Here is a 22886-nt window from a genome sequence, read left to right as displayed (position 1 = left end):
CACGTTACCGTTTAGGACTTCAATTCTCCGATATTGGCCAAAATCAAAGTTTTCTCTCAAAAGTAAAGTGTTCAAGACAGGGATTCCCGGGCTAGAGTAAAGGTCATAAGAAGCCTTGAGACTGCTCAAAGAGGTAGGAGCGAAAGTCTTTATTAAGGCTGGCCTCACGGCAAGAGCCGTGCAGAATAAGGAGGACGTAGTTCATGACCAAGCAAACACAAGCCATCCGGGAAGGCTGGCAATGGTTTACGGAAAGCCGGTACGGCATGTTTATTCATTTCGGGCCTTATGCCCAATACGGGCGCGGCGAGCAGGTTCTGTTCCGGGAGCATTTGGACCAGGCCGAATACGCTCGGAAGGCCTGCGAGTGGAATCCGGAATTCTTTGACGCCGAGCTTTGGGCGTACACCGCGCGCAAGGCGGGGATGAGATATGCCTGCTTAACGACGCGGCATCATGACGGGTATTGCCTGTGGGATACGGCCACGACGGATTATTCCAGCGCGAAGCAGGCGCCAGGCCGGGATCTGGTGCGCGAATTTACCGATGCGTTCCGGGCCCAGGGCCTTCGGGTCGGATTATATTATTCCTGGATCGATTGGCGGATCCCGGCTTATTTCGACGGACCGGAGAAGGATCCCGAGGGCTGGGAGACGATGAAGCAGTATTTGCATGCCCAAGTGGAAGAGCTGGTCACGAAATACGGGCGCATCGATCATTTCTTTTTTGACGGGGTCTGGCCGCGAACGGCGGAGGACCTGGACAGCATCAAGCTGGTGGAACGGATGAAGTCGATTCAGCCGGACATCCTGGTGAACAACCGTCTTGGGCTGTCCGAGGAGGAGAAGCTGCATGCGGACGGCGGCGGCGGCTCGGGCGATTCCGAGGTGCTGGGCGATTTCGGCTCGCCTGAGCATGTCATCGTCCCGGATCAGAAGCGGCTGTGGGAATCCAGCCAGGTCACCACGTGGAGGCTGTGGGGGTACACGAACGGCGAACGATGGCGTCCGGCCGACGTTCTGCTCGACATGCTGTGCGAGTGCGCGGAAAAAGGGGGGACCGTGGGCGGCAATCTGCTGCTTAACGTCGGACCGCAGCCCGACGGGCAGCTTCCGCCGGCCTTCGTGGAGCGGGCGCTGAAGATCGGGGAGTGGCTGGACGTTCACGGCGAGGCCATCTACGGCTCCGACGGCGGAAACCTCACGGAGTTCATCACCTACGGGCGGCAGACCATGAAAGACAACAAGCTGTATCTCATCATCCGCTTCTGGGATGGAAGGCCGGTGCTGAGGCTGGCGGATCTGGTGACGCCGGTATCGCGGGTGACGCTGCTGACAACGGGACAGGAGCTGTCGTTCCGACAGGAGGGCGACGTGCTGTGGATCGAAGGGCTTCCGCGGGAACGTCCGACGGAGCTGTTCCCGGTCATCCGCATCAAATGCGAGGAGCGGCCGCAGACCAATGAATGGGGAGTGAACCGCCTCTGGACCGGCGACCCTTCCCGGATCGCCGACTGGGCCCGAACGCGCGGAACATCCGTATACGTCGACGGCCAGCCGCGGACGAGAAAGGAGTAAGTCGATGAGAACGCTTGTATTTTACGACGAGCATTTTCCTTACGAAGGCGAACGTCCGTCTGCAGAGGCACTGGAGCGATTGCGGGAATGGGCGGTGGTCGCAGGTGCCGCGGACGTGGCTGATCGTCTGACGGAAGGCGGCTGGGACGCGCTGGTTCATCTGCACGGGCCATACTTTCCGAAAGCGGCTTGGACGGCCATCGAAGCCCACCTGAAGGCCGGCGGCGGTCTGGTTCATGCCGGGGGCGTGCCTTTCCGCAGGCCGGTTCGAGAGCTGAACGGAAGCTGGCATGCCGAACGCGAGCAGCTGGCTTACCATCAGCGAATGGATATCCATGATGCGCTGGCGGTTGACGTATCGCGCGTCCGGGAGCTGAAGGTCTCCGCCGAATACCCGATCCTGCTGGGGCGCGAGGAGCTGTTCGGCATGGAGCCGACCTGGGGCTTGACGCTGCATCCGACCAAAGCGAGCGACATCCCGGCCGAGATGGGGGCATGCGGTCCGATGGACGCCGTTATCTCGCCGCTGCTGATCGGCGTGGACCGTGATCGACGCGAGCGGTCCGCTCCGGTCGTCATGCTGGAGCAGCATAAGGGCGATTACGCCGGGGGCCGCTGGATTCTGATCAACCAGCAGCTGAGGGCATCGTTCTGGGAGACGAAAGGGATGGACGTCCTGGAGGATCTCGCCGAATACGCGGGAACAGGCGTGACGGAGCTGTGGCTGAAGCCGAACTATGCCTCCTACGAGCCGGGCGAGCAGATGCGGTTGACGATCCAACTGCAGAGGCTGTCCCGGACGTCCGCCACGGCGCAGACCTGGCATTTTGCGGTGAGACTTATCAAGGAAGACGACGGCGAGACCGTCTGGTCCGGACACGAGAAGTCGGAAGCCGGCATGGAACAGCGGGATCTGCAGCAGCTTCGCTTGTCCGTCCCGGTACGGCTGGAAGCGGGCTTGTACCGGATCGTTTGCGAAGCCGAGTCCGAATCAGGGGAGCGCCGCAACCTGACCCAGGCGGTATGGGGCGTCGACCGTCCGCTGCTGCAGGCGGGAGAGCGGCTGGAATGCGGGCGCGATTACTTCCGCCGCGGCGGGCGGACGGTTCCGATCGTTGGCATGACGTACATGACCTCCGACGTCGCGCGCAAATTCCTCCATCTGCCGAACGTGCAGCGTTGGGATGCGGATATGGCGGAGATGAAGCGGGCAGGAATCAACCTGATCCGGACGGGCATATGGACGGGGTACCGGATGATCATGTTTGCCGACGGCCATGCGGCCGAGGACGTCATGCGGGCGATCGATGCCTTTATCCTGACGGCCAAGCGGCATGAACTGGAAGTGACGTTCACGTTCTTCTCGTTTGCGCCCGAAGCCTGGGAAGGCGTGAACCCATACCTGGATCCGCGATCGGTTGAGGCGCAAAAGCGCTTCGTCGCCTCCATCGTCGGACGTCACAGGGGCACGACCAACGTGCATTGGGACCTGATCAACGAGCCGTCGCTGTTCGATCCGAAGCGAATCTTCGAGGGGCCGGTATCGATAGGGGACCGGTTCGAGCGGCAGGCCTGGTCCGAGTGGCTGCGGCAGCGCCACGGGGATGATCTGGCGCTGCTTCAGGAGCGCTGGAACATGACGCCGGGCGAGCTGCCTTCATTCGAGTCGGCGCCTGCGCCGAGTCCGGACGACAAGCTGTTCAACAGCGTGCTGCAGCCGAAGAAGTGGGGACCGTGGATCGATTTCACGCTGTTCACCATGGACATGCATAATCGGTGGGCGTCCGAGCTCATCGGCACCATTCGCCGCTCCGATCCCCGCCAGCTGGTAACGGTCGGGCAGGATGAGGGCATCTGCTCCCAGCGTCCGTCGCCTTCGTTCTATGGCCCCGCGGTCGATTACACGACGGTCCACTCCTGGTGGCAGAACGATCACCTGGCTTGGGACGGCATATTTACGAAAACGCCGGACAAGCCGAATCTGATCCAGGAGACCGGCATCATGCACGTGCAGCGTCCGGACGGCATCGCCAAGCGGACGGAGGAAGAGCTTCGCAGCATCCTGGAGCGGAAGTATGCGTATTCGTTTTCGACCGGGGGCGCGGGTGCCGTCCAGTGGATTTGGAATATTAACTACTTCATGGATAATGCCAACGAATCCAACATCGGGGCGCTTCGGGCGGACGGAACGCAGAAGCCGGAGGCCGATGTGTCCTATGACTTCGGCCGCTTCATGAAGGAAGCAGCCGGCCTGTTCGACGATGAACGGCAGTTGGAGGATATCGCCGTCGTTTACCCGTTTTCGAATGATTTTTCCAGCCGCAAGCTGGCGTACGAAGCGACGACGAGGGCCATGCGCGCATTGACGTTCGGCATGAACGTCCATCCGCGGGGGATCGGCGAATATCAGCTGAAGGACCTGAAGCGCTATCCGGCTAAGCTGATCATCGTGCCGAGCGCGCATAATTTCGACGATGGCGCATTTGCCCAGCTCCTCGACTTGGCAAGGGGAGGGAGCACGGTCTTGTGGACCGGCCCGCTTCGCACCGATGCGTATTGGGGACCGGCACCGCATCGTCTGCAGCAGGAGATCGGCGAAACCGTCCATGCCAACGTTCTTCGGGAAGAAACGCTGGAGCTGGCGGGAGCGCATTTCGCCGTTTCGTTCGGCGAGCGGAAGATTAACGCGCTGGCGGTAGATCGTCCGGCGGGCCGGTTGGATGGGACGCTGGCACCCGTCACGGTGACCTTGGGCTCGGGACGGTTCATCTGGTGCCCGCTCCCGGTCGAGATGAACGAGCGCTGGGAGCCGATCCAGGCGCTGTACGCGGAAGCTATCCGCTCCGCAGCCGTTTCGCCTGAGCTGGAATGGCCGAAGGGAGGCGAGCTTCCGGGTATTTACGGCCGCAAGCTGACGTTCGGGCAAGGAAGCTTGTACGTCTTCGTCTCCGAGCATGGGGCAAGCGCAGAGGTCGAGGTAAAGGACCCGGCAACCGGAAAGGTTTACGCCTTCGAATTGGAACGGGAGCGGACCGTGATGTTTACGACCGATGCCGGGGGACAAGTGCAGACGGTTTACCGGCCGGAGGAGGTTCGCATCCGGAAGATCCAACCATCTTGAGGCGTGCTCGCCCATGAAAAGGTTGGAAGAGGGTTCTAGCCGTTGATCTGGTTTGTCCAGGTGCGGTGCAGCCATTCTGCAGGATACGCATAGTGGGAGGTTCTTCGGCCGATCGGATCGTGCCGGAGAGCCTTTTTCTTCCATCGGAAATTTCGGCAGGGCTGCTGCTTAGGCGGTGTGGCGTTGAATCCGATGGGGAAGAGCATAAAACCGAACCCCCATAGGATGAAGGAACATTCAACAAACGGTTGCATGAGATCAATAAGAACGAATCTAACAGGAATAGGAAAGGGTGTGCGCCATGGACTACAAGGACGCTGCATGGCCGGTTTCGCGGCGGGTCGAGGACTTGCTGAAGCGGATGACGGTCGAGGAGAAAATCGGGCAGCTGATCCAGCCGTTCGGCTGGAAAGCTTACATAAGGAACGACGAGGTTACGATCAAGCTAACCGAGGAGTTCAAGTCGCAGCTTGCGGAGGGAGGAATCGGTTCCTTGTACGGAACGCTGCGGGCCGATCCCTGGACCGGGGTGACGCTGGCGAACGGTCTGTCCCCGCGGGAAGGGGCGGATGCGGTTAATGCGATTCAGCGTTATGCGATGGAGCACTCGCGGCTGGGGATTCCGATTCTGTTCGGGGAAGAATGCTCCCACGGGCATATGGCGATCGGGGCGACGGTGTTTCCCGTACCGCTTACGATCGGCAGCACCTGGAACACGGAGCTGTTCCGCAGCATAAGCCGCGCCGTTGCCGCCGAGACAAGAGCTCAGGGGGGAGCGGCCACCTATTCGCCGGTGCTGGACGTGGTACGGGATCCCCGCTGGGGCCGTACCGAAGAAACCTTCGGCGAGGACCCCCATTTGGTGGCCGAATTCGCGGTTGCCGCCGTGCAGGGACTGCAAGGCGAGCGCCTGGATTCGCATACCAGCCTGCTGGCTACGCTGAAGCATTTCGCAGGCTACGGCGCTTCCGAAGGGGGACGCAATGGGGCCCCTGTTCACATGGGCCTTCGGGAGCTTCACGAGGTCGATTTGCTGCCGTTCCGCAAGGCCGTTGAAGCGGATGCCTTGTCGGTCATGACGGCCTATAATGAAATCGACGGAGTCCCTTGCACATCCAGCCGGTATCTGCTGCAAGACGTTCTTCGGGAGGCGTGGGGCTTTGACGGCTTCGTCATTACCGATTGCGGCGCTATCCATATGTTGGCATGCGGTCACAATACGGCCGGATCGGGCGTGGAGGCTGCGGCCCAGTCGCTGAAGGCCGGTGTCGACATGGAGATGTCCGGGACGATGTTCCGGGCACATCTTCACCAAGCGCTGGAGCAAGGGCTGATCACTGAAGACGATCTGAATAGGGCAGCCGGACGCGTGTTGGAGCTGAAGTTTCGCCTGGGACTCTTTGATCGGCCTTATGTGGATCCAGCCTGGGCAGAGCAGGTCATAGGCTGCAAGGAGCATATCGCTCTGGCCTACCAGGCGGCGGCTGAAGGCATCGTGCTCCTGAAAAACGAGGGGGACCTCTTGCCTCTGGATTCAAGCAGCAGAACCATTGCCGTCATTGGCCCCAACGCCCATGCGCCGTACCATCAGCTTGGCGATTATACCTCCCCCCAGCCGCCGGGGCAGATCGTAACGGTGCTGGACGGCATCCGCCGACGGCTGGGAGACAGCCGCGTGCTGTATGCGCCGGGCTGCCGCATACAAGGCGATTCAAGGGAGGGGTTTCCTCGGGCGCTGGCATGCGCCGAGCAAGCCGACGTCATCGTGATGGTGCTTGGCGGCTCCAGCGCACGGGATTTCGGGGAGGGCACCATCGATCTGAGAACCGGTGCTTCGGTCGTGACCGGGCATGCCGAGAGCGATATGGAATGCGGGGAAGGGATTGACCGCTCGACCCTGACGCTGATGGGCGTGCAGCTGGAGCTGCTGCAGGAGCTCCAGAAGCTCGGCAAGCCGGTGATTGTTGTCTATATCAACGGACGGCCGATTACGGAGCCGTGGATCGACGAGTACATCCCTTCCATCGTGGAAGCCTGGTATCCCGGCCAAGAGGGAGGCAGCGCGATTGCGGACATGCTGTTTGGCAATATCAACCCGTCCGGCCGTCTGCCGCTGTCCATTCCGAAGGAGGTTGGCCAGCTGCCGGTCTCTTACAATGCCAGACGGACCCGGGGCAAGCGTTACCTGGAGACGGATCTTGCGCCGCGGTATCCGTTCGGCTTCGGCTTAAGCTATACGGAATTCCGTTACGGCCGTCTGACGGTCGAGCCGGCCGTTGTTCCCATAGGCGGCGAAGCCACGGTCCGGATCGACGTGACCAACGCGGGAGCACGGGACGGCGCGGAAGTCGTTCAGCTGTACGTCTCGGATCTGGCCGCCTCCGTTACCCGCCCCGAGAAGGCCTTGAAAGGGTTCCGAAAGGTGTTCCTGAAGGCCGGGGAAACGCAGGAAGTAACGTTCACCATCGGCAGCGAGCAGCTGGAATTGATCGGCCTTGACCTGAAGCCGGTGGTGGAGCCGGGCGAGTTCCGCATTCAGGTCGGTCCCGACTCGACGAGAGGAGAGGTCGCAAGCTTGATGGTGGAAGGCTAACCGGTCCGTCCCTCCCAAACATAAAGAATCTTAACGATACAGGTTCAACCCGGCGAAAGCGGATATCCCGAAGTTGTCGGATGTCCTTGCTTTAGCCGGGATAACCGGTCGTGAACAATCGTGTAACCGTTATGGTCCGTTTTTATTCTGTTCATCGGTTAGGCGAAGCGATCATGGTAACGAAGTGGAGGCAAGCGATGAAGCTGCTGTGGTTCAAATCGATTTACCCAAAAATCGTGGCCGGCTTTTTGTTGGCCATTATGCCGGTTTACGCCGCTGCCCTGTACATGAACGAATCCGGGCTTGCGAGCGTGGAGCAGGAAATTACCCAATCCTTGAATGCGAGGACTAATTTTTTCATGCGTACGCTGGAACAGGAGCTGCGATCGACGGTGCTGCTGATGAACGATTTATCGCAGGACTCCGACCTGCAAAAGCTAAGCACCATAGCACCCGCCATGAGCCGTTCCGAATATTTTCAGGCGATCAACCGTCTCCAAGGCAAAATGCGGCTGCTGCAAAGCTCCAATCAATACGTTCAGGAGGCCAAAACGTATATTCCGTTGATTGAGAAAACGATTGAGCAGGTGTCGTACGAAGGAGCCATGCCGCCGGAGCAGATGAAGGCGCTTGAAGAGCATCCCGATCGGGTCATTTTCGAATGGAAGAACAAACTTCTGCTGGGTATGGTATACCCGGAACGATTGCGAAACGGCCATCCGCCTAATTTTGCGATTGCGGCGGAGCTCTCCGTTCCGAAAATGCAAACGGCGCTCCTGCAGCTGGCCACGGGGGACGGGGGCGCCGTTCTCATCGGCGTGGACAATAGCTGGGTCCTGACTCAGGAGGACGGAGGGGGCATCGGTCCGCGGCTGGCCGAACGAATTGATTTGGAAGCGCTAACAAGCACCGAGTTTTCAAAGCTTCCCTACAACACGAAGGTCAAGGCGGATGGGGCCAACTATTGGGTTAGCGTGGAGCGCTCCGCCTTTTTGAATGCCGACCTGGTGGTGTATGTCCCCGAAGCCGAATTCTTAGGCCCGCTCGGGAAATACCGCATGATCTTTTTCGGGCTGTCGGGCTTCTCCCTGCTGGTGGTTATTCTGTTCTCGGGCTGGATCTACAGCCGAATTCATCAGCCGCTTCAGCGGATGGTGAGGGCATTCCGCAACATCGATTTCGACAGTCCCCGGGTGGAGCTGCGCCATAAGCATCATGACGAGTTCCACTATCTGTACGAGCAGTTTAACCATATGGTGAAGCGCCTGCAGGTACTGATCCACGAAGTGTTTGAGCAGAAAATCCGCTCGCAGCGTTCCGAGCTGAAGCAGCTCCAATCCCAGATCAACCCCCATTTTTTATATAACAGCTTCTTTACGCTTCATCAGATGGGAGAGATGGAGGATTACGAGAATATCGTTCGTTTTACGAGGCATTTGGGGGAATATTTCAGGTTCATCACCCGCAACGCTGCCGACGAAGTTTCGTTGAAGGCGGAAGTGGGGCATGCCAAGGCTTACGTGGACATTCAGTCCATCCGTTTCCATAACCGGATATCGGCTTATTGGGATGACATCCCCGGTGATTGGGAGCAACTGGACGTTCCGCTGCTCATTCTTCAGCCCTTAATCGAAAATGCATACGAGCACGGACTTGAGGAGAAGGAGGCGGACGGGCAAATCTGGGTTACCATGGCCGCTGAGCGGCATGTCCTGCATATCATCGTGGAGGATAACGGGGAGACGTTGACGGACGAAAGGCTGCAGAACCTGCAATCCATGATCGCGAATTCGGACGTGAAGGGAGAGATCACCGGTTTATCCAACGTGCACCGACGCCTTCGATTGAAATTCGGGCCTGCTGGCGGATTGACCTTTTCGAGAAGCCGGTTGGGCGGTTTGAGAATCGATATGACACTGCCAAAGCAAGAAAGGAGCGAGATGGATGAAGAGCAGGTACAGAATACTGATCGTGGATGACGAACCTTTTATCGTGAACGGGCTTGCGGAATTGTGCCTTGGCGCGGAATTTCTCGAGCTTGAGGTGTACAAGGCTTATTCCTCTTCGGAAGCCTTGGGCTGGCTTAAACGGGCGAAAATGGACATCGTTTTGTCGGATATCAAAATGCCGGGATTAAACGGCCTTGCCCTGCAAAAGGAAATATCCAGGCAGTGGCCCCATTGCAAAGTGATTTTTTTGACCGGATACGACGACTTTTCTTATATCCAGGAGGCCACCCGGCAAGGAAGCGTCGATTACGTTCTCAAGGCCGAGGGAAACGATGCCGTGCTGAGCGCGATCGAGAAGACCGTGGAGCTGCTTGACCAGGAGATTGAAGCGGACATTCTGCTTGCCAAAGCGAGGGACAATATGCGCATGGCGCTGCCTTTTTTACAGCAGCAGTACGTTCTGGAGCTGATGCAAAAAGCACCTGGTCACATTCGGCGGGAGGAACTGGAGCAGCGCTTTGCGGAGCTGGAGATGAAGCTGGATCCCCGCAAGCCATGCCTGCTGCTGTTATGCAGGCTGGACGGCTGGCAAAGGCAAGAAAGTCCATCGGCCCAGTCGCTGATGCTGTACGCAGTCCAGAATATCATCGGCGAGCTGCTCGGCCCGATGACCGACGGCATGGCCGTGGAGTTCGGCAGGGCCAAGATGATCTGGATTTTGCAGCGCAAAGAGGAGGGGGAGGAGCATCCGGAGGAGATTCAAAGTCCGGCGGCGGAACGGGTCCAGCGTTTTGTCCACGGGATGCTGGAACAAATTCAGGACGTTTGCAAAACGCTTCTGAAATTGAAGACTTCGTTTGCCATGGCTGGCGAGTGGGTCGATTGGGAACGGCTGCCGGACAAATTCGAAGGACTGAAGCAGCTGCTGGACAGCGGCCTCGGGATCGGCCACGAATCTTTGTTGACCGAAGCCGGTGAGCGCAACCGCCCGGATCGTATGGGGCATTTTCTTGGGCGCTCTCGCACGCATCTGAAGCGGATGGAGCTGCTGCGCGGCTGTCTGGACAATGGGGACCGGGAGGAATTCATGCAGCTACTCCATGAGGTGACCGATACCTCTTCCTTCCCGCCGGAGGTTGAATATTTGCTGAAGATGGAGGTGTATTACGGCCTGGTGTCCGTGATGATGCCGTCCCTGGTGGATATGGAAGCTCTCTGCCGGAACGTGGAAGGGGAAGGGGCGGTGGATTATATCACATTGACTCATCTGGAGGAGCATGATTCCTGGACGGAGGCGGCCGAATATTTCGAAAGGCTGGCGGACATCATCTTCAACCGGAAAGAGCAGGGGAAGCAGGATCAGCAGCATGAGGTGATTGCCAAAGTTCAGCGGTATATCGAGGATCACTTGAGCGGCGACCTGTCCTTGACGCAAATCGGGGAGGCCGTGGGACACAACCCTTCGTATTTGTCCAGATTGTACAAACAAGTGACCGGTGAGGGCCTGTCCGAGTCGATTAATGCGGCACGGCTGGCCAAAGCGAAGCAGCTGCTGAAGGAGACGACGGACAAAATCCATGTCATTGCCGCTGCGGTGGGTTTCAGTTCTCCGCCGTATTTTTACCGCTTTTTCAAAAAAACGACCCATTTGACGCCGCAGGAATACAGAGAACTGCACAACATGTAAAGAGAAGATATCAAAGTAAAGAGCTTGAAGTAGATAGCTCTTTTTTTGTTCCCTTATACTCTATACAAACATCGAATTCAAGGAGGTCGCAAACATGAAGAGAAATAAGATCTTGTCCGTATTGTGGATCAGTATGCTGGCTTTCGTGTTTATTTTAAGCGCTTGCAGCAAAGGGGAAGGAGGCGGAGGCAGCGCGGCTGGTTCATCCACCGATAGCGAAGCCTCGGCCATGGAGCCGGGTGACCCGTTCGGCAAGTATGATCCCCCCATTCAGCTGGATGCCGTCCGGTTTGTGGGAGAAGAAGTGAAGTTTCCGTCCGGACAGGATATTAAAAACAACGTGTGGACCGACCTGTATAAGGAAATGGGCATCAACCTCAACTATAAATGGGTGGTGACGGGCCAGGAGCAGTATGAATCCAAAATGAATATCGCGATTGCTTCGAATGACCTCCCGGATATCATGCAGGTGACGCCGGAGCAGCTGCGCCAGCTTGCGGACGCCGGGCAATTGGCGGACTTGACGCCCGCTTTCGAGAATTACGCCAGCGATGACCTGAAGAAGGTCATGGAGATCGAGAAAAACGCGCTCCCTTCCGCGACGTTTGACGGCAAGCTGTTGGCGATCCCGTCCACCCAGCCGGTCATCGGCGGCTCGGCTCCGCTGCTGTGGGTCAGGGAGGATTGGATGGAGAAGCTGAATCTGCCTGAACCGAACACGATGGATGACCTTGTAGCCATTGCGGAGGCGTTTGCCAAGCAGGATCCGGACGGTAACGGCAAGGCGGATACCTACGGACTTGCGCTGACCAAGGATATCGGATTAAACAGCTCTTCGGTAGGTTTCTTTAACGGCTTCGGCGGTTTCCCGCAAATTTGGATTGAAGACGCAGAGGGGCAACTGCAGTTCGGCAGCATTCAGCCGGAGATGAAGGAAGCGCTGGCCAAGCTGCAGGACATGTTCAAGAACAAGCTGATCGACCCGGAGTTCGGCGTAAAGGATACCGTCAAGGTCTTTGAATCCGTGACCACCCACAAAATCGGCATGCTGATCGGACCAAGCTGGTATCCGGCATGGCCTTTCTGGGACATGGTGAAAGAAGATGAGTCGGTGAATTGGAAGTCCTACCCTATCCCGTCTTTGGAGGGCGGTCCGGCGACGGTGCAGATGCCTTTTGCCGTATCCCAATATTACGTGGTCAAAAAGGGGTACGAGCATCCCGAGGTCATCGTCAAGCTGGCTAATCAGTACTATGAGAAGCTGTACAGCGACAATGCGGAATTCGACAAGTACGGCCAAATCATCGAGGACGGCGTATCCATCGGAGTCAACAAATATTCGCTGGTCGAGGTCGTCAATCCGAACAAAGACCTGATCCGGCAGGAGGAGCTGGCCAAAGCGCTGGAATCCGAAAGCGACGCGGACATCACCAGCGCCGAAACGAAGATCATGTTCAAGGAGTTCCAGGAATATCTCGCAGGCAACAATCCGATGGGCTGGTCCGGCTATGCCGCCAATGGGCCGGAAGGCTCCATGAAGCAGCTTCGCGATCTAAACGATGCAGGCAAAGTGATCTCGAACGGATATGTCGGCGCTCCGACCGAGACCATGGCGGACAAAAAGGCGACGCTCGACCGGCTGGAGCAGGAAACGTTCATCAAAATCATTTTGGGCGAGGCAAGCATCGACGCCTTTGATGAGTTCGTAGCCAACTGGAAGAAGCTTGGCGGCGACAAGATTACCGAAGAAGTTAATGCATGGAAGGCCGCCAGATAAGGAGTTCGGCTAACGGGAACAGGGGGAGGGAGGTTTCTGACACCCTCCCCTGTTCTCTATTCATCACCTGCTGAAGGCGAATGGGATACACATTGACAGACAGGAGGATCGCCATGTTAAGCAAAAAATTTCGGCGGCAGTGGCCGCTTCATCTGATGATCTTGCCCGGCATCGTCATCGTACTGATCTACAGCTATTGGCCGATGATCGGCATTGCCATGGCCTTTCAGAAATTCGTTCCGTTCAAAGGCCTATTCGGCTCGGATTGGATCGGGCTGGACAATTTCCGTTATGTGTTCGATCTGCCGGAAACCGGCCAAATCATTTGGAACACGGTGTTTATCGCCTTCATGAAAATCATCGGGGGATTGGTCGTGCCGATCCTGGTTTCGCTGCTGCTGAATGAGCTGAGGAACGAGCTGATCAAACGCGGCGTGCAGACGCTCGTCTATTTGCCGCATTTTTTGTCGTGGGTCATCCTCGGCGGAATCTTTATCGACATTTTGTCGCCGACGAACGGGATCGTGAACCAAATTTTGGGCTGGTTCGGCATCGAGCCGATTTTTTTCCTGGGCAGCAACCAATGGTTTCCTTATACCCTCGTCATAACGGACATCTGGAAGGAATTCGGCTTTAGCACCATCGTCTATTTGGCTGCATTAACCTCCATCAATCCTTCCCTGTATGAGGCGGCTACGGTGGATGGCGCAAACCGCTGGAAACAGACCTGGCACATCACGCTTCCCGGCATGATGCCGATCATCATTTTGCTGGCGACCCTCTCGCTCGGGAATGTGCTGAATGCCGGCTTTGACCAGGTGTTCAACTTGTACAGCCCGCAGGTGTATGAGAGCGGGGACATTCTGGATACGTTTATTTACCGGATCGGCATGCAGGGTGCCCAGTATGGAGTGGCCACGGCGATCGGCCTGTTCAAATCCTTGATCTCGTTCGTCTTTATCGTGACGTCCTACGCCCTGGCATCCAAGTTCGCCAATTACAGAATATTTTAGGAAGGAAGGTGTCCCGTATGCATAAACCGTCACTCAGCCGCAAATTTTTTCTTGGCTTCAACTACGCTTTTCTGATCGGTCTGGGGCTGCTCTGCTTTCTTCCCATCGTTCATATTCTGGCGGTTTCTCTCAGCTCCAAAGGCGCGGCGACGGCAGGGATCGTGAAGCTGTGGCCCGTCGATTTTACGCTCAGCTCCTATCAGTACGTATTGAACAAGCCGCAATTTATGGTAGCGATGTGGGTCACCGTGCAGCGCGTCGTTCTCGGGACTGGGATCAGCATGCTGCTGACCCTGCTCATCGCTTATCCGCTGTCGAAGGAACCGCGGGATTTTAAATTCCGCACGCAGTATGCCTGGTTCTTCGTGTTCACGACCCTGTTCTCCGGAGGGCTGATACCGAGGTATATGACAATCAGGGATACGGGGCTGATCGACACGATTTGGGCATTGGTCATCCCGGGTGCGGTAGCAGTGTTCAACGTGATTTTGCTGCTTAATTTTTTTCGCGGCCTGCCCAAGGAGCTGGAGGAATCCTGCTTCATTGACGGCGGGAGCTACATCACCAGCCTGTGGAAAATATACGCGCCGCTGTCGCTGCCGGCCATGGCCACCGTTACGCTGTTTACGATCGTCGGCCAATGGAACGAATGGTTTGACGGACTGTTATTGATGAATTCTCCGGAAAAATACCCGTTGTCGAGTTATCTTCAGACCGTTATCGTACAGACCAACCTGACGTCGATCAATGCAGACGATGCGGCGGCACTCTCCGAAGTATCCAACCGAACGTTTAAAGCTGCGCAAATATTCATCGGCTCGCTGCCGATTCTGCTGCTGTATCCTTTCCTCCAGCGTTTTTTCGTCAAAGGGATCGTGCTTGGCAGCGTCAAAGAGTAATCCCGAATATGCGTTATGTTCGTTTGAGCTCCGTGTCTGCTATTTCGCAATATATGGTATAATTTTCTATCGAGGTGCTAGGGGCTAGGTGCGATGGCTTGCATCGTAAACTCAGGCTTACCGATCAAGCGATCAAGAGAGGAGAGAGCAGAATGAACGAAGCGTATCTTCAATTGTACGATTATCACATTTGGGCGAACGAAAGATTATTGGACCATTTGCAATCCTTGCCGGAAGGCGTGTTTCTCCAGGAAGTGAATCTGGGCTTTACATCCATCGCCGAAGTCTTCGGTCACCTTGCAGCTGCGGAGGAAGTTTGGTTTGCCCGGATCAAGGAGGAAAGTCCTCCGTCGCTTGCCGCGAGACCGTTCGCGAATTTGGAAGCAGCTCGTCAATATCTGAGCCAGCTCCAAACCAAGCACCAAGAATTTTTAGCGTCGGTTGGCGATATGGGGAAGGTTGTGACTTATCACAACACTGCGGGTGAGGCATTTCAGAATTCGATTTCGGAGATTCTCCAGCAGGTCGTAAATCATGGAACCTACCATAGAGGCAATATCACGACCATGCTTCGGCATTTGGGACACAAAGGAATCATAACGGATTATATTGCTTTTTTAAGAGTGTAGCTTAAACGAAACCACACATAGGGACTTCCTGCTGTCATGATCTCATGAGCACGGGAGTTCTTTTGCTATTTCTACCAAACGGAAATGAGGAAGTAAAATAGAATAAGAATGCCAGGTTAACAAGAAGGATGATGGGGAGTCGTTTTTGGTAGAGAATGTTTATAAATATCGTTGGTATAGAGCTTCCTGCGGCTCTCTTATATGATCAATGAAGCGTTGATTTATTTCTAGAAAATCCAACCAGTTTTACAGGGAACATTTAGAGAGAAATATGAACGGGTGCCCGAGCATGAGCGGATGTACTTGGGTGATATGGATTCTAAAGATTGGGACTGCCAAAGTATCCTCTATCGGCCGGATGAGAAGCGGGAAGTGTAGTGGGTTATCATATCAGCCGGGTTGTTGGGAAAAAAATATTTAAAAAAAGTGAGGTCATTTCAATGTATAGTTCGTACGGAGCGCTGTGTACGGAAGTGTATGATCTGAGCAAACCGTTAGGTTTCTCCTTTGGCGACGTGGAATATTATACAGAGCGCCTAAAAGACGTTAAGGGCAAGGTGCTGGAAGTTGGATGTGGATCGGGCAGGGTATTAATCCCGTTGCTCCAAGCAGGCATCAACATCGAAGGCGTGGATAATTCGGCTGCGATGCTGGATTCCTGCAGAAGAAGATTAGCGGAATTGAGCCTTGAGGCGAAGCTGTTTGAAGACGAGATGCATAACTTTTCGTTGGCGGATGCCTATGACGCCATTATCATTCCAGCAGGATCTTTTCAGTTAGTAGAGGGACGTGAGCGGGCTGAATCGGCTCTGGAACACTATGCTTCCAATTTGACCCCTGGGGGCAGATTGATCGTGGATCTGTATATTCCTACTGATTTCGACGCGAATCACACCTCGACTAGAAGCTGGGAAACTTCCGATAACGAAGTCATCGTTTTGGAGGAAAGACGTACGGAATGCAATCTGCTTGACCAGCGCATCGTATCGATTCTGAAATATGAAAAATGGAAGGAAGGCCATCTGGTGCAGACCGAGCTGCAGCGGTTTCCTCTAAGCTGGTATGGGATGCATGAGTTTGAACTCATGTTAGAGAAGCAGGGATACGATGAGATTACGAAGTCAGCTGACTATCGCTGGATGAATCAACCAGTAAACGCGGGTCAGATGATTACATACGAGGCTAGGAAGGCTTCAAGGGGGCGTTAACAGGCATCAGGGCGTTTATATGAGGTGCCATGGGTACCTTGCGCGATGACGAATAAAAATCAATGAGGTGATGGTATGCCGTATGACTTAGACTTAACTGCTTCAGATGTGGAGCGGTTGCTCCCATACCTCGAGTATTTCCAAAATCCCGGGTCCGTTTTTTACCATGACGTTAATGGATATCGATGTGAAAGCAAGGAAATCGGAAGTTTTCGTAAAGCGTTGGATGATGCTGGCTTCCTCATGGTATTTAACTGGAGCGAATGGTTAGCGGAGAACGAGGGTTATCGAGATTTAGATAACCCTGTGGGGAGCAGCATTCGCAGCGCCGATCTGGTAACCCTTAGAAAATTGATGACCAGTTATGTTCGCGGTGACCGATTCAATGAAGGGTTATTCCTCAGCGTATGCATGAAAGGACATGTTGCTGAAATTTTATTGCGACTGAGAGAGTTGAAGGGCTCGCTTTGATGACGTATAGACATTGAAATTTCAATTCAAATGGTGAACGTAATCGCTCATAAACTTGTCATCTTTAGGCAAGTAGAGTTTGGGGGACGGCAATGACTACGAAAGCGATTTTTCTCGATTTTTATGGGACTGTAGTTCATGAAGATGATGAGATCATTCCGTTAATATGCCAGAAAATTAAAGGAAGTTCTTCTGAGAATTGTTCGATTCAGGAGATAGGACAATACTGGTGGGCATCATTTTCAAAGATGTTTCAAGAAAGTTATGGGGAAAACTTTGATACTCAAAGAAATCTGGGTAGGATGTCTTTGTGCAAGACGATAGAATTTTATCAATCGAACTGTACGGCAGACGAAATCATACTTGAGCAATTTGAACATTGGCAAAAGCCAGGAATTTACGAGGATTCCCTCTCATTTCTGAAGTCATGCGAATTGCCTGTATACATCATTTCCAATATCGATACATCAGATGTGATGGCAGCAATAAAGTTCCACGGTCTAAAGGTAAGTGGAGTGATTACCAGTGAAGACGTCAGATCCTATAAACCAAGATCGGAAATATTTGCAGAAGCATTAAGACGTTATGAGTTAAAGAATACGGACGTACTGCATGTTGGGGATTCATTAACAAGTGATGTTGTAGGAGCCCAAAACATGGGAATCCGAGCCGTTTGGATCAATCGGATGAACAAAATGAAGCCGGATCATATACAACCTAATTACATCATAAAGAAGCTAACGGAATTAGAAGGGATCATGTAGATATTTCAAAGGTGGATAATGATTAATGCTATTGGGAGAACATTATGCATATAAACCTGGTACCCGTTGATCTAGGAAAAAAGATATCCTGTTTAATTTGTATCAATTGTATTATTACGATTTTAGTGAGTATACGAATCAAGATCTAAATAAAGATGGAAAGTATGATTTGGATATTAATCTGTTTTGGGAGGGAGATCGAAGGTGGCATCCCTTTTTTATAGAAGCCTCGGGAATATTAGTTGGTTTTACAGTCATCCTACATGAAAATATGGATACTGACCCCAATCCGACACATGTTATTTATGATTTTATGATTATTAAGAAATTTAGAAGAAGAGGAATTGGGCATCAAGCAGCAATCAAAGCACTTAATATGTATAAAGCAAATTGGAAGATTGCCCAGATGCAAGTTAACAAGCCTGCAATATCGTTTTGGAGAAAGGTAGTAAAACAATATACAAAAGACAATTATACTGAAGTAGTAAGAGAAGATTCAAAGAAATATGTTCAAACATTCTGTACGAAATAATAACAAACTGTGGTGGTTTATTTAGAAATGTTAAAATAGGAACACTTGTACGTAGATGTGATAAGAGGTAAAATATAACTACAATTGAATCTTGGGTGGGCATGGTTTCCCTTCGAAAGGAGGTGAAGCCGTGGAGGTAAAGGATGCATTAACGATTATGTTTCTATTTGGATCGTTCATTCTTGCTCTTTTAACATACATTAACAATAACAACAAGAAAAAAATAAAAACCCACCCAAAGGTTACGCGCCGAAGGTGGGTTTTTCATTCCTAATGACTTAGAAGGGAATAGACCATCCAAGCCAATTGTACTGACCAAGTGTTGCTGCACTTGGTCTTAATTACATTTATAATACCATAAAATAAATTATGTATCAAAGCTCTAGAAAAATCTGATGAAACGTAGATAATGAGATGTATGCGTCACGGGAAAGTTCTCTCATCTCATATCCCAATTAAATCTTATCATACTTTTTTAGCGGAACCGTTGTTAATGTATAAGGATGCCGTTATCAAGAGGATAAGTAGAAACAAAGATTGAAGACTAGCTGGATACTCAACCTTAAGGAGATGGAAGGACATGATACAATCCATTGTTCATATCGCGTTAGTCGTGAAGGACTATGATGAGGCTATTGCATTTTATACCGAGAAGCTGAATTTTACTTTGATCGAAGATACATATCAGCCCGAACAAGACAAACGCTGGGTGGTTGTTGCTCCTCCCGGGTCGGTTGGCACGACGATATTGCTTGCCAAGGCATCCAAGCCGGAACAAGAGCCGTTTATAGGCAACCAGTCGGGCGGCCGAGTGTTTCTGTTCCTGAATACCGATGACTTCTGGAGAGATTATCGCGAAATGGTGTCGCGGGGAATCGAGTTTGTAAGAGAGCCGAAAGAGCAGGATTACGGCATGGTAGCGGTATTCAAGGATTTGTACGGGAACCTGTGGGATTTGCTGGAGCTGAAAGAAGATCATCCATTGATGAAACGTTTGAAATAATCGGTACATCGATCGTTTATTGAAGAAACGATAAGGAGGAAGCAATATATGTCCACTATTCTCAATGTGATTGTCATTGCAGCGCATCCCGATGAACCTGAAATCTATGCAGGAGCGATCTCCGCAGCCTACGCAGAGATGGGCCATCGGGTGAAGTTCGTTACGTTAACCGATGGATGCTGCGGCCATCATGAAATGAGCGGGCAGGACCTGATCGACCGTCGTATACGGGAAGCCCATGAGGCTGCCCGGCATCTTGGGGTTCTGGAATATGTCGTTCTGCCCATACCGGATGGCGAATTAATGCCGACACCGGACGTACGCAAGGAAGTGATCCGTCAAATCCGCGGCTGGGAGGCAGATATCGTTATCACGTTCCATCCGGACGGTCCCGGCCATGTGGATAACCGAAATGCCGGGAAGGTCGTGCGGGATGCCGCAGATTTTGTGGCGAATGTACCTAATGCCGTGCCCGAAGTACCGTCATTAAAAAAATCCCCGATCTATCTGCTGATGCCGGATTATGCGGCACGGGCGTCATATCAACCGGATATGGTCATCGATGCCGGAGGCGTCATTGAGAAGAAATTGCTGGCCTGCGATGCCCATGCTTCCCAGTTTTACGAGTTTGCCCCTTGGCAGGGCGGTTTCTTGCATTCCGTACCGGATACGTGGGAAGAGAAGCGGGATTTTATTCTGAAGTTTTGGAATCGGTTTCTGCGCGTGTCGGACGAAATGCTGCCTACGCTGACCAAGCTGTATGGTCAAGAGTATGCAGCCGGCGTACAATATGCCGAGCCTTTCGAAATTGCGGATTATGGCCGAAGACCGAATGACGCTGAAATGAAGGTATTGTTCCCGATGCTAACGGGTACTCGCGTGTAATCGATTCTCGGTTAAGCAATAAAAGAGCGGATTTCCTCTACAGGGAAATCCGCTTTCTTTATATGACCCTCCAGATAAGCTTACACCTTCTCTATTGGTAATTCTGTGACGGGACAGAACCCGGGATTCGCCGAATTTAAAAGCTCGGCAAATGGCGGCTGGAGCTTGGCAAGCTCCGCATAATAACTGCTGATTACATGATTGCCGCTAACCGACCCATTCTGGAAGGTCAATGGCCAGTGAGTATGGACGTGACTGTAATAGTATTTCTTTTCCCGTTTCGGCAGTTTGTAGATACTAGGCGGTGCATGAGTGACGACATCGAACAGGTTGGCTATACGAAAGCTGCTTCGAACATATTTGGCAAAGGCCTTCGCAAAATCGGGATCGCCTACGCGCGGTGATCCGTAAGTGAATACATGGGGGGATTGGTGATCCGTGTTCGCGGCAACATCCACGGCGCACAAGGTGGCAAGTGCCCCTCCGAGACTGTGGCCTGTAATGAACAAGGTCTTATCGACAGGCAATCTTGCAAGCGCCGACATGATCTGCCCGCGGGCGGAAGCGTAGATGCTGGTGAAGCCGCGGTGCGTGAGCGCGGGATCTTTGATGTATTTGAAGTTCTTTTGGGAGGCTATGGCATCCGTGATCCAATCCGTGGAGGACATGGTACCCCGAAAGGCGATGATAATCTCCTCCGGCGATTCAAGGATAAACCCGAAGCGTTCCGACACGCGGATTAAGGAATTCGCTTCAATGGTGTCGAACAGCGAGAAGTTTAGCGGAAGGACAAATGAGCCGTCCGTGTTGGTGAATTGTGTATAGGTTTGTCCGCAGATCGCCGCCAGGAAAATGGCCCATTGTTCTTGCTCCGTGCTCGCACCCATGTACATCCCGCCCTTCTGTTCTCCTACACTATATTAGGGAGAGGAAGGAAAGGTGCCTATTGCCCGTTGGTTTGTCAAACGGTTATCAACCGAAGGGAGTCCGCGGGATTTCCTGACTTTGAGGGTTTGGGAAGAACCAAGTTATATGGTACCATTCTATAGACATGGATTGGTCTTTGGTCTAACCGTGTAAAGGCATTCGAGGTTTCAGATTGTACTTATACGATACATAGAGAGCAGGGTTAAATAGAAATGACGGATAATAATCAACAACGCTTCCGTTTCAGTGAAGCACCCATCTGGGAACTACAGCGGACATATTATGAAGAACTGGGGATGAAGGCGTGGAATAATGATCAGGTCCCGCAGTATATTACAAGCAACCCCATGATAGCCACGGCTTACGCCGAAATGATATTCGGATTCCTTCGAGATCGCGCGGGTCGGGGCGATATCATCGAACCCGTGACGATTCTGGAATTGGGCGCCGGAGCCGGACGTCTCGGTTACCATGTGCTGCACAAGCTGTGCGAGCTGAGAGATGATACGGGGATAGCGCTGCCTCCTTTCCGCTATGTCATGACGGATTTGCCGATGAAAAATGTGACGGCATGGCAGCAGCATCCTGCCATGCAATCGTATATTGAGCAAGGACTGCTGGACTTCGGGAGGTTCGATGCCGTGCATGATACGGAATTGAACTTGGTCGTATCGAAGACCACGATACGTCCCGGAGATTTGAAGCAGCCGCTGCTGATCGTCGCCAATTATTTTTTTGACGGCATTCCGCAAGAATTGATCTACGTCGGGGAAGGCCAGATTTATGAGAGCGATGTGGTCATCGAATTTCCGGAGCAGCACCATAAGCTCAAGCCCGCTGAGGCGCTGGAACGAATGAAGCTGGCCTACGAGCACCGCCGGGAACCAAGATACGAAGAAGATACTTATCCTTATCGCGATGTGATTGCTCATTACCAGCAAGAGCTGGAGGATTCGCATATCCTGTTTCCGGAGGTGGGCTTAACCTGCTTGGAACGCCTAAATCGGTTATCCACCTCAGGTTTCATGCTCCTCACGGCGGATAAAGGAGATCATCGCATCGATAATTGGAAATTCGCCGAACCGCCGCAATTAATTTACCATGGCAGCTTTTCGCTAACGGCTAATTATCATGCGCTGCAGCATGTGTTCGAACAGCGAGGCGCACTGGCCATGTTCCCTACGCAGCATTATAAGAATATTAACGTCGGCTGCATTCTCATGCTGGAAGCACCGGCAAGTTATGCCAATACCCGGCTCGCTTACCGTCAATTCATCGAACGCTTCGGACCGGATGAATTCTTCAGTATGAAAGAATGGGTCGACCGGAATATTGAAAGCATGGGCTTGCAGCAAATTTTGTCCTTCTGGCGATTAGGCGGGTATGACGCCGAGTTCTTCATTCAGAGCGCGAAGCGCATCTCGAATCTGCTGCCGGAGGCCAATGACGAAGAAATGCTGGATATCCGTGCAGGCATCTTCAAGATGTGGTCATCGTATTATGTAATGGAGCAGCGTTATGATCTGGCCCTGGATGCGGGACTGGTGCTGTTTGAGATGGATATGTACGAGGATGCCAAGTTCTTCCTGAAGGAATCCGTGGACACGGATGAAGACGAGCCGGTGCCAACGGTATTATACTGTTTGGCGATCTGTTGTTACGAGCTTGGCCTGGACGAGGAGGCTCTGGAATATACGCGCGAGGCGCTCGTTCTGGAGCCCGATCATGAAGAGGCTTTGGCTTTACTGAAATGCTTTGAGTAAATGGATTGCGTTTTTTTCATGATCATGAAGGAAGTTAATCATTCTTCCCTATTCAAAAGAACAATACATCAGACCCGGCCTCCCGAGA

18 protein-coding genes and 1 pseudogene are annotated in these 22886 nt (G+C 53.2%); 17 read left to right on the top strand and 2 right to left on the bottom strand.

Features of this window, described 5'->3' with window-relative positions:
- The first annotated feature begins 203 nt into the window (after window positions 1-203).
- Together MHI43_RS22660 and MHI43_RS22655 are read left to right on the top strand one after the other, a co-directional pair.
- Entirely contained in the window at window positions 204-1577 is a 1374-nt protein-coding gene (locus tag MHI43_RS22660) for an alpha-L-fucosidase (RefSeq protein WP_036664210.1), read from the top strand.
- A 4-nt stretch (window positions 1578-1581) separates the two neighbouring features.
- Entirely contained in the window at window positions 1582-4698 is a 3117-nt protein-coding gene (locus MHI43_RS22655) for a glycoside hydrolase (protein WP_036664208.1), read from the top strand.
- 35 nt (window positions 4699-4733) lie between these two features.
- On the opposite strand, the gene MHI43_RS22650 is transcribed toward MHI43_RS22655, so the two are convergent.
- The gene (locus MHI43_RS22650) at window positions 4734-4904 is read right to left on the bottom strand and encodes a hypothetical protein (protein ID WP_155989912.1); all 171 of its coding nucleotides are present in this window, start codon (window positions 4902-4904) and stop codon (window positions 4734-4736) included.
- A 95-nt stretch (window positions 4905-4999) separates the two neighbouring features.
- Between MHI43_RS22650 and MHI43_RS22645 the strand changes: the two genes are divergently transcribed.
- The 14 genes and pseudogenes from MHI43_RS22645 to MHI43_RS22580 all read left to right on the top strand — a co-directional run bounded on the left by MHI43_RS22645 (window position 5000) and on the right by MHI43_RS22580 (window position 20108).
- A complete protein-coding gene (locus tag MHI43_RS22645) occupies window positions 5000-7291 on the top strand; it encodes a glycoside hydrolase family 3 N-terminal domain-containing protein (RefSeq protein ID WP_036664206.1) in 2292 nt (763 codons plus the stop codon).
- 110 nt (window positions 7292-7401) lie between these two features.
- Window positions 7402-9270, top strand: a complete 1869-nt coding sequence (locus tag MHI43_RS22640) for a sensor histidine kinase (RefSeq protein WP_235201839.1) — start codon at window positions 7402-7404, stop codon at window positions 9268-9270.
- The gene (locus MHI43_RS22635) at window positions 9236-10927 is read left to right on the top strand and encodes a response regulator (RefSeq protein ID WP_036664202.1); all 1692 of its coding nucleotides are present in this window, start codon (window positions 9236-9238) and stop codon (window positions 10925-10927) included. The genes MHI43_RS22640 and MHI43_RS22635 overlap by 35 nt, the downstream gene beginning before the upstream one ends.
- Before the next feature lie 94 nt (window positions 10928-11021).
- A complete protein-coding gene (locus MHI43_RS22630; RefSeq protein WP_036664200.1) occupies window positions 11022-12704 on the top strand; it encodes an extracellular solute-binding protein in 1683 nt (560 codons plus the stop codon).
- Window positions 12705-12817: 113 nt separating this feature from the next.
- The gene (locus tag MHI43_RS22625) at window positions 12818-13717 is read left to right on the top strand and encodes an ABC transporter permease subunit (protein WP_036664198.1); all 900 of its coding nucleotides are present in this window, start codon (window positions 12818-12820) and stop codon (window positions 13715-13717) included.
- Window positions 13718-13734: 17 nt separating this feature from the next.
- Window positions 13735-14616, top strand: a complete 882-nt coding sequence (locus MHI43_RS22620; RefSeq protein ID WP_009589917.1) for a carbohydrate ABC transporter permease — start codon at window positions 13735-13737, stop codon at window positions 14614-14616.
- 152 nt (window positions 14617-14768) lie between these two features.
- Entirely contained in the window at window positions 14769-15245 is a 477-nt protein-coding gene (locus tag MHI43_RS22615) for a DinB family protein (protein ID WP_036664196.1), read from the top strand.
- A 440-nt stretch (window positions 15246-15685) separates the two neighbouring features.
- Window positions 15686-16453 (top strand): class I SAM-dependent methyltransferase, encoded by a 768-nt coding sequence (locus MHI43_RS22610; protein ID WP_036664193.1) that lies wholly within the window; start codon window positions 15686-15688, stop codon window positions 16451-16453.
- Window positions 16454-16528: 75 nt separating this feature from the next.
- Window positions 16529-16924, top strand: a complete 396-nt coding sequence (locus tag MHI43_RS22605) for a DUF6508 domain-containing protein (RefSeq protein WP_036664191.1) — start codon at window positions 16529-16531, stop codon at window positions 16922-16924.
- A gap of 92 nt (window positions 16925-17016) precedes the next feature.
- Entirely contained in the window at window positions 17017-17688 is a 672-nt protein-coding gene (locus MHI43_RS22600) for an HAD family hydrolase (protein WP_036664189.1), read from the top strand.
- A gap of 106 nt (window positions 17689-17794) precedes the next feature.
- A complete protein-coding gene (locus tag MHI43_RS22595) occupies window positions 17795-18220 on the top strand; it encodes a GNAT family N-acetyltransferase (RefSeq protein ID WP_341283165.1) in 426 nt (141 codons plus the stop codon).
- Between the two features lie 130 nt (window positions 18221-18350).
- A pseudogene (locus tag MHI43_RS22590) lies at window positions 18351-18443 on the top strand (putative holin-like toxin); the annotation flags it as partial.
- A gap of 357 nt (window positions 18444-18800) precedes the next feature.
- A complete protein-coding gene (locus tag MHI43_RS22585) occupies window positions 18801-19223 on the top strand; it encodes a VOC family protein (protein WP_009589923.1) in 423 nt (140 codons plus the stop codon).
- A 48-nt stretch (window positions 19224-19271) separates the two neighbouring features.
- Window positions 19272-20108: a PIG-L deacetylase family protein gene (locus MHI43_RS22580; protein ID WP_036664186.1), complete on the top strand. Its 837-nt coding sequence runs from the start codon at window positions 19272-19274 to the stop codon at window positions 20106-20108.
- Window positions 20109-20188: 80 nt separating this feature from the next.
- Here MHI43_RS22580 and MHI43_RS22575 read toward each other — a convergent pair whose 3' ends face one another.
- Window positions 20189-20995, bottom strand: coding sequence for a lipase family protein (locus MHI43_RS22575; protein ID WP_036664324.1), 807 nt, complete (start codon window positions 20993-20995; stop codon window positions 20189-20191).
- Between the two features lie 252 nt (window positions 20996-21247).
- On the opposite strand from MHI43_RS22575, the gene MHI43_RS22570 reads away from it, so the two are divergent.
- Window positions 21248-22798: a tetratricopeptide repeat protein gene (locus tag MHI43_RS22570; RefSeq protein WP_036664184.1), complete on the top strand. Its 1551-nt coding sequence runs from the start codon at window positions 21248-21250 to the stop codon at window positions 22796-22798.
- Window positions 22799-22886 lie beyond the last annotated feature (88 nt).

Source organism: Paenibacillus sp. FSL H8-0457, from assembly GCF_038051935.1.
Taxonomy (GTDB): domain Bacteria; phylum Bacillota; class Bacilli; order Paenibacillales; family Paenibacillaceae; genus Paenibacillus_AQ; species Paenibacillus_AQ lautus_A.
The sequence above is the reverse complement of the archived record's forward strand: the minus strand, read 5'-3'. Positions and strand labels throughout refer to the sequence as shown.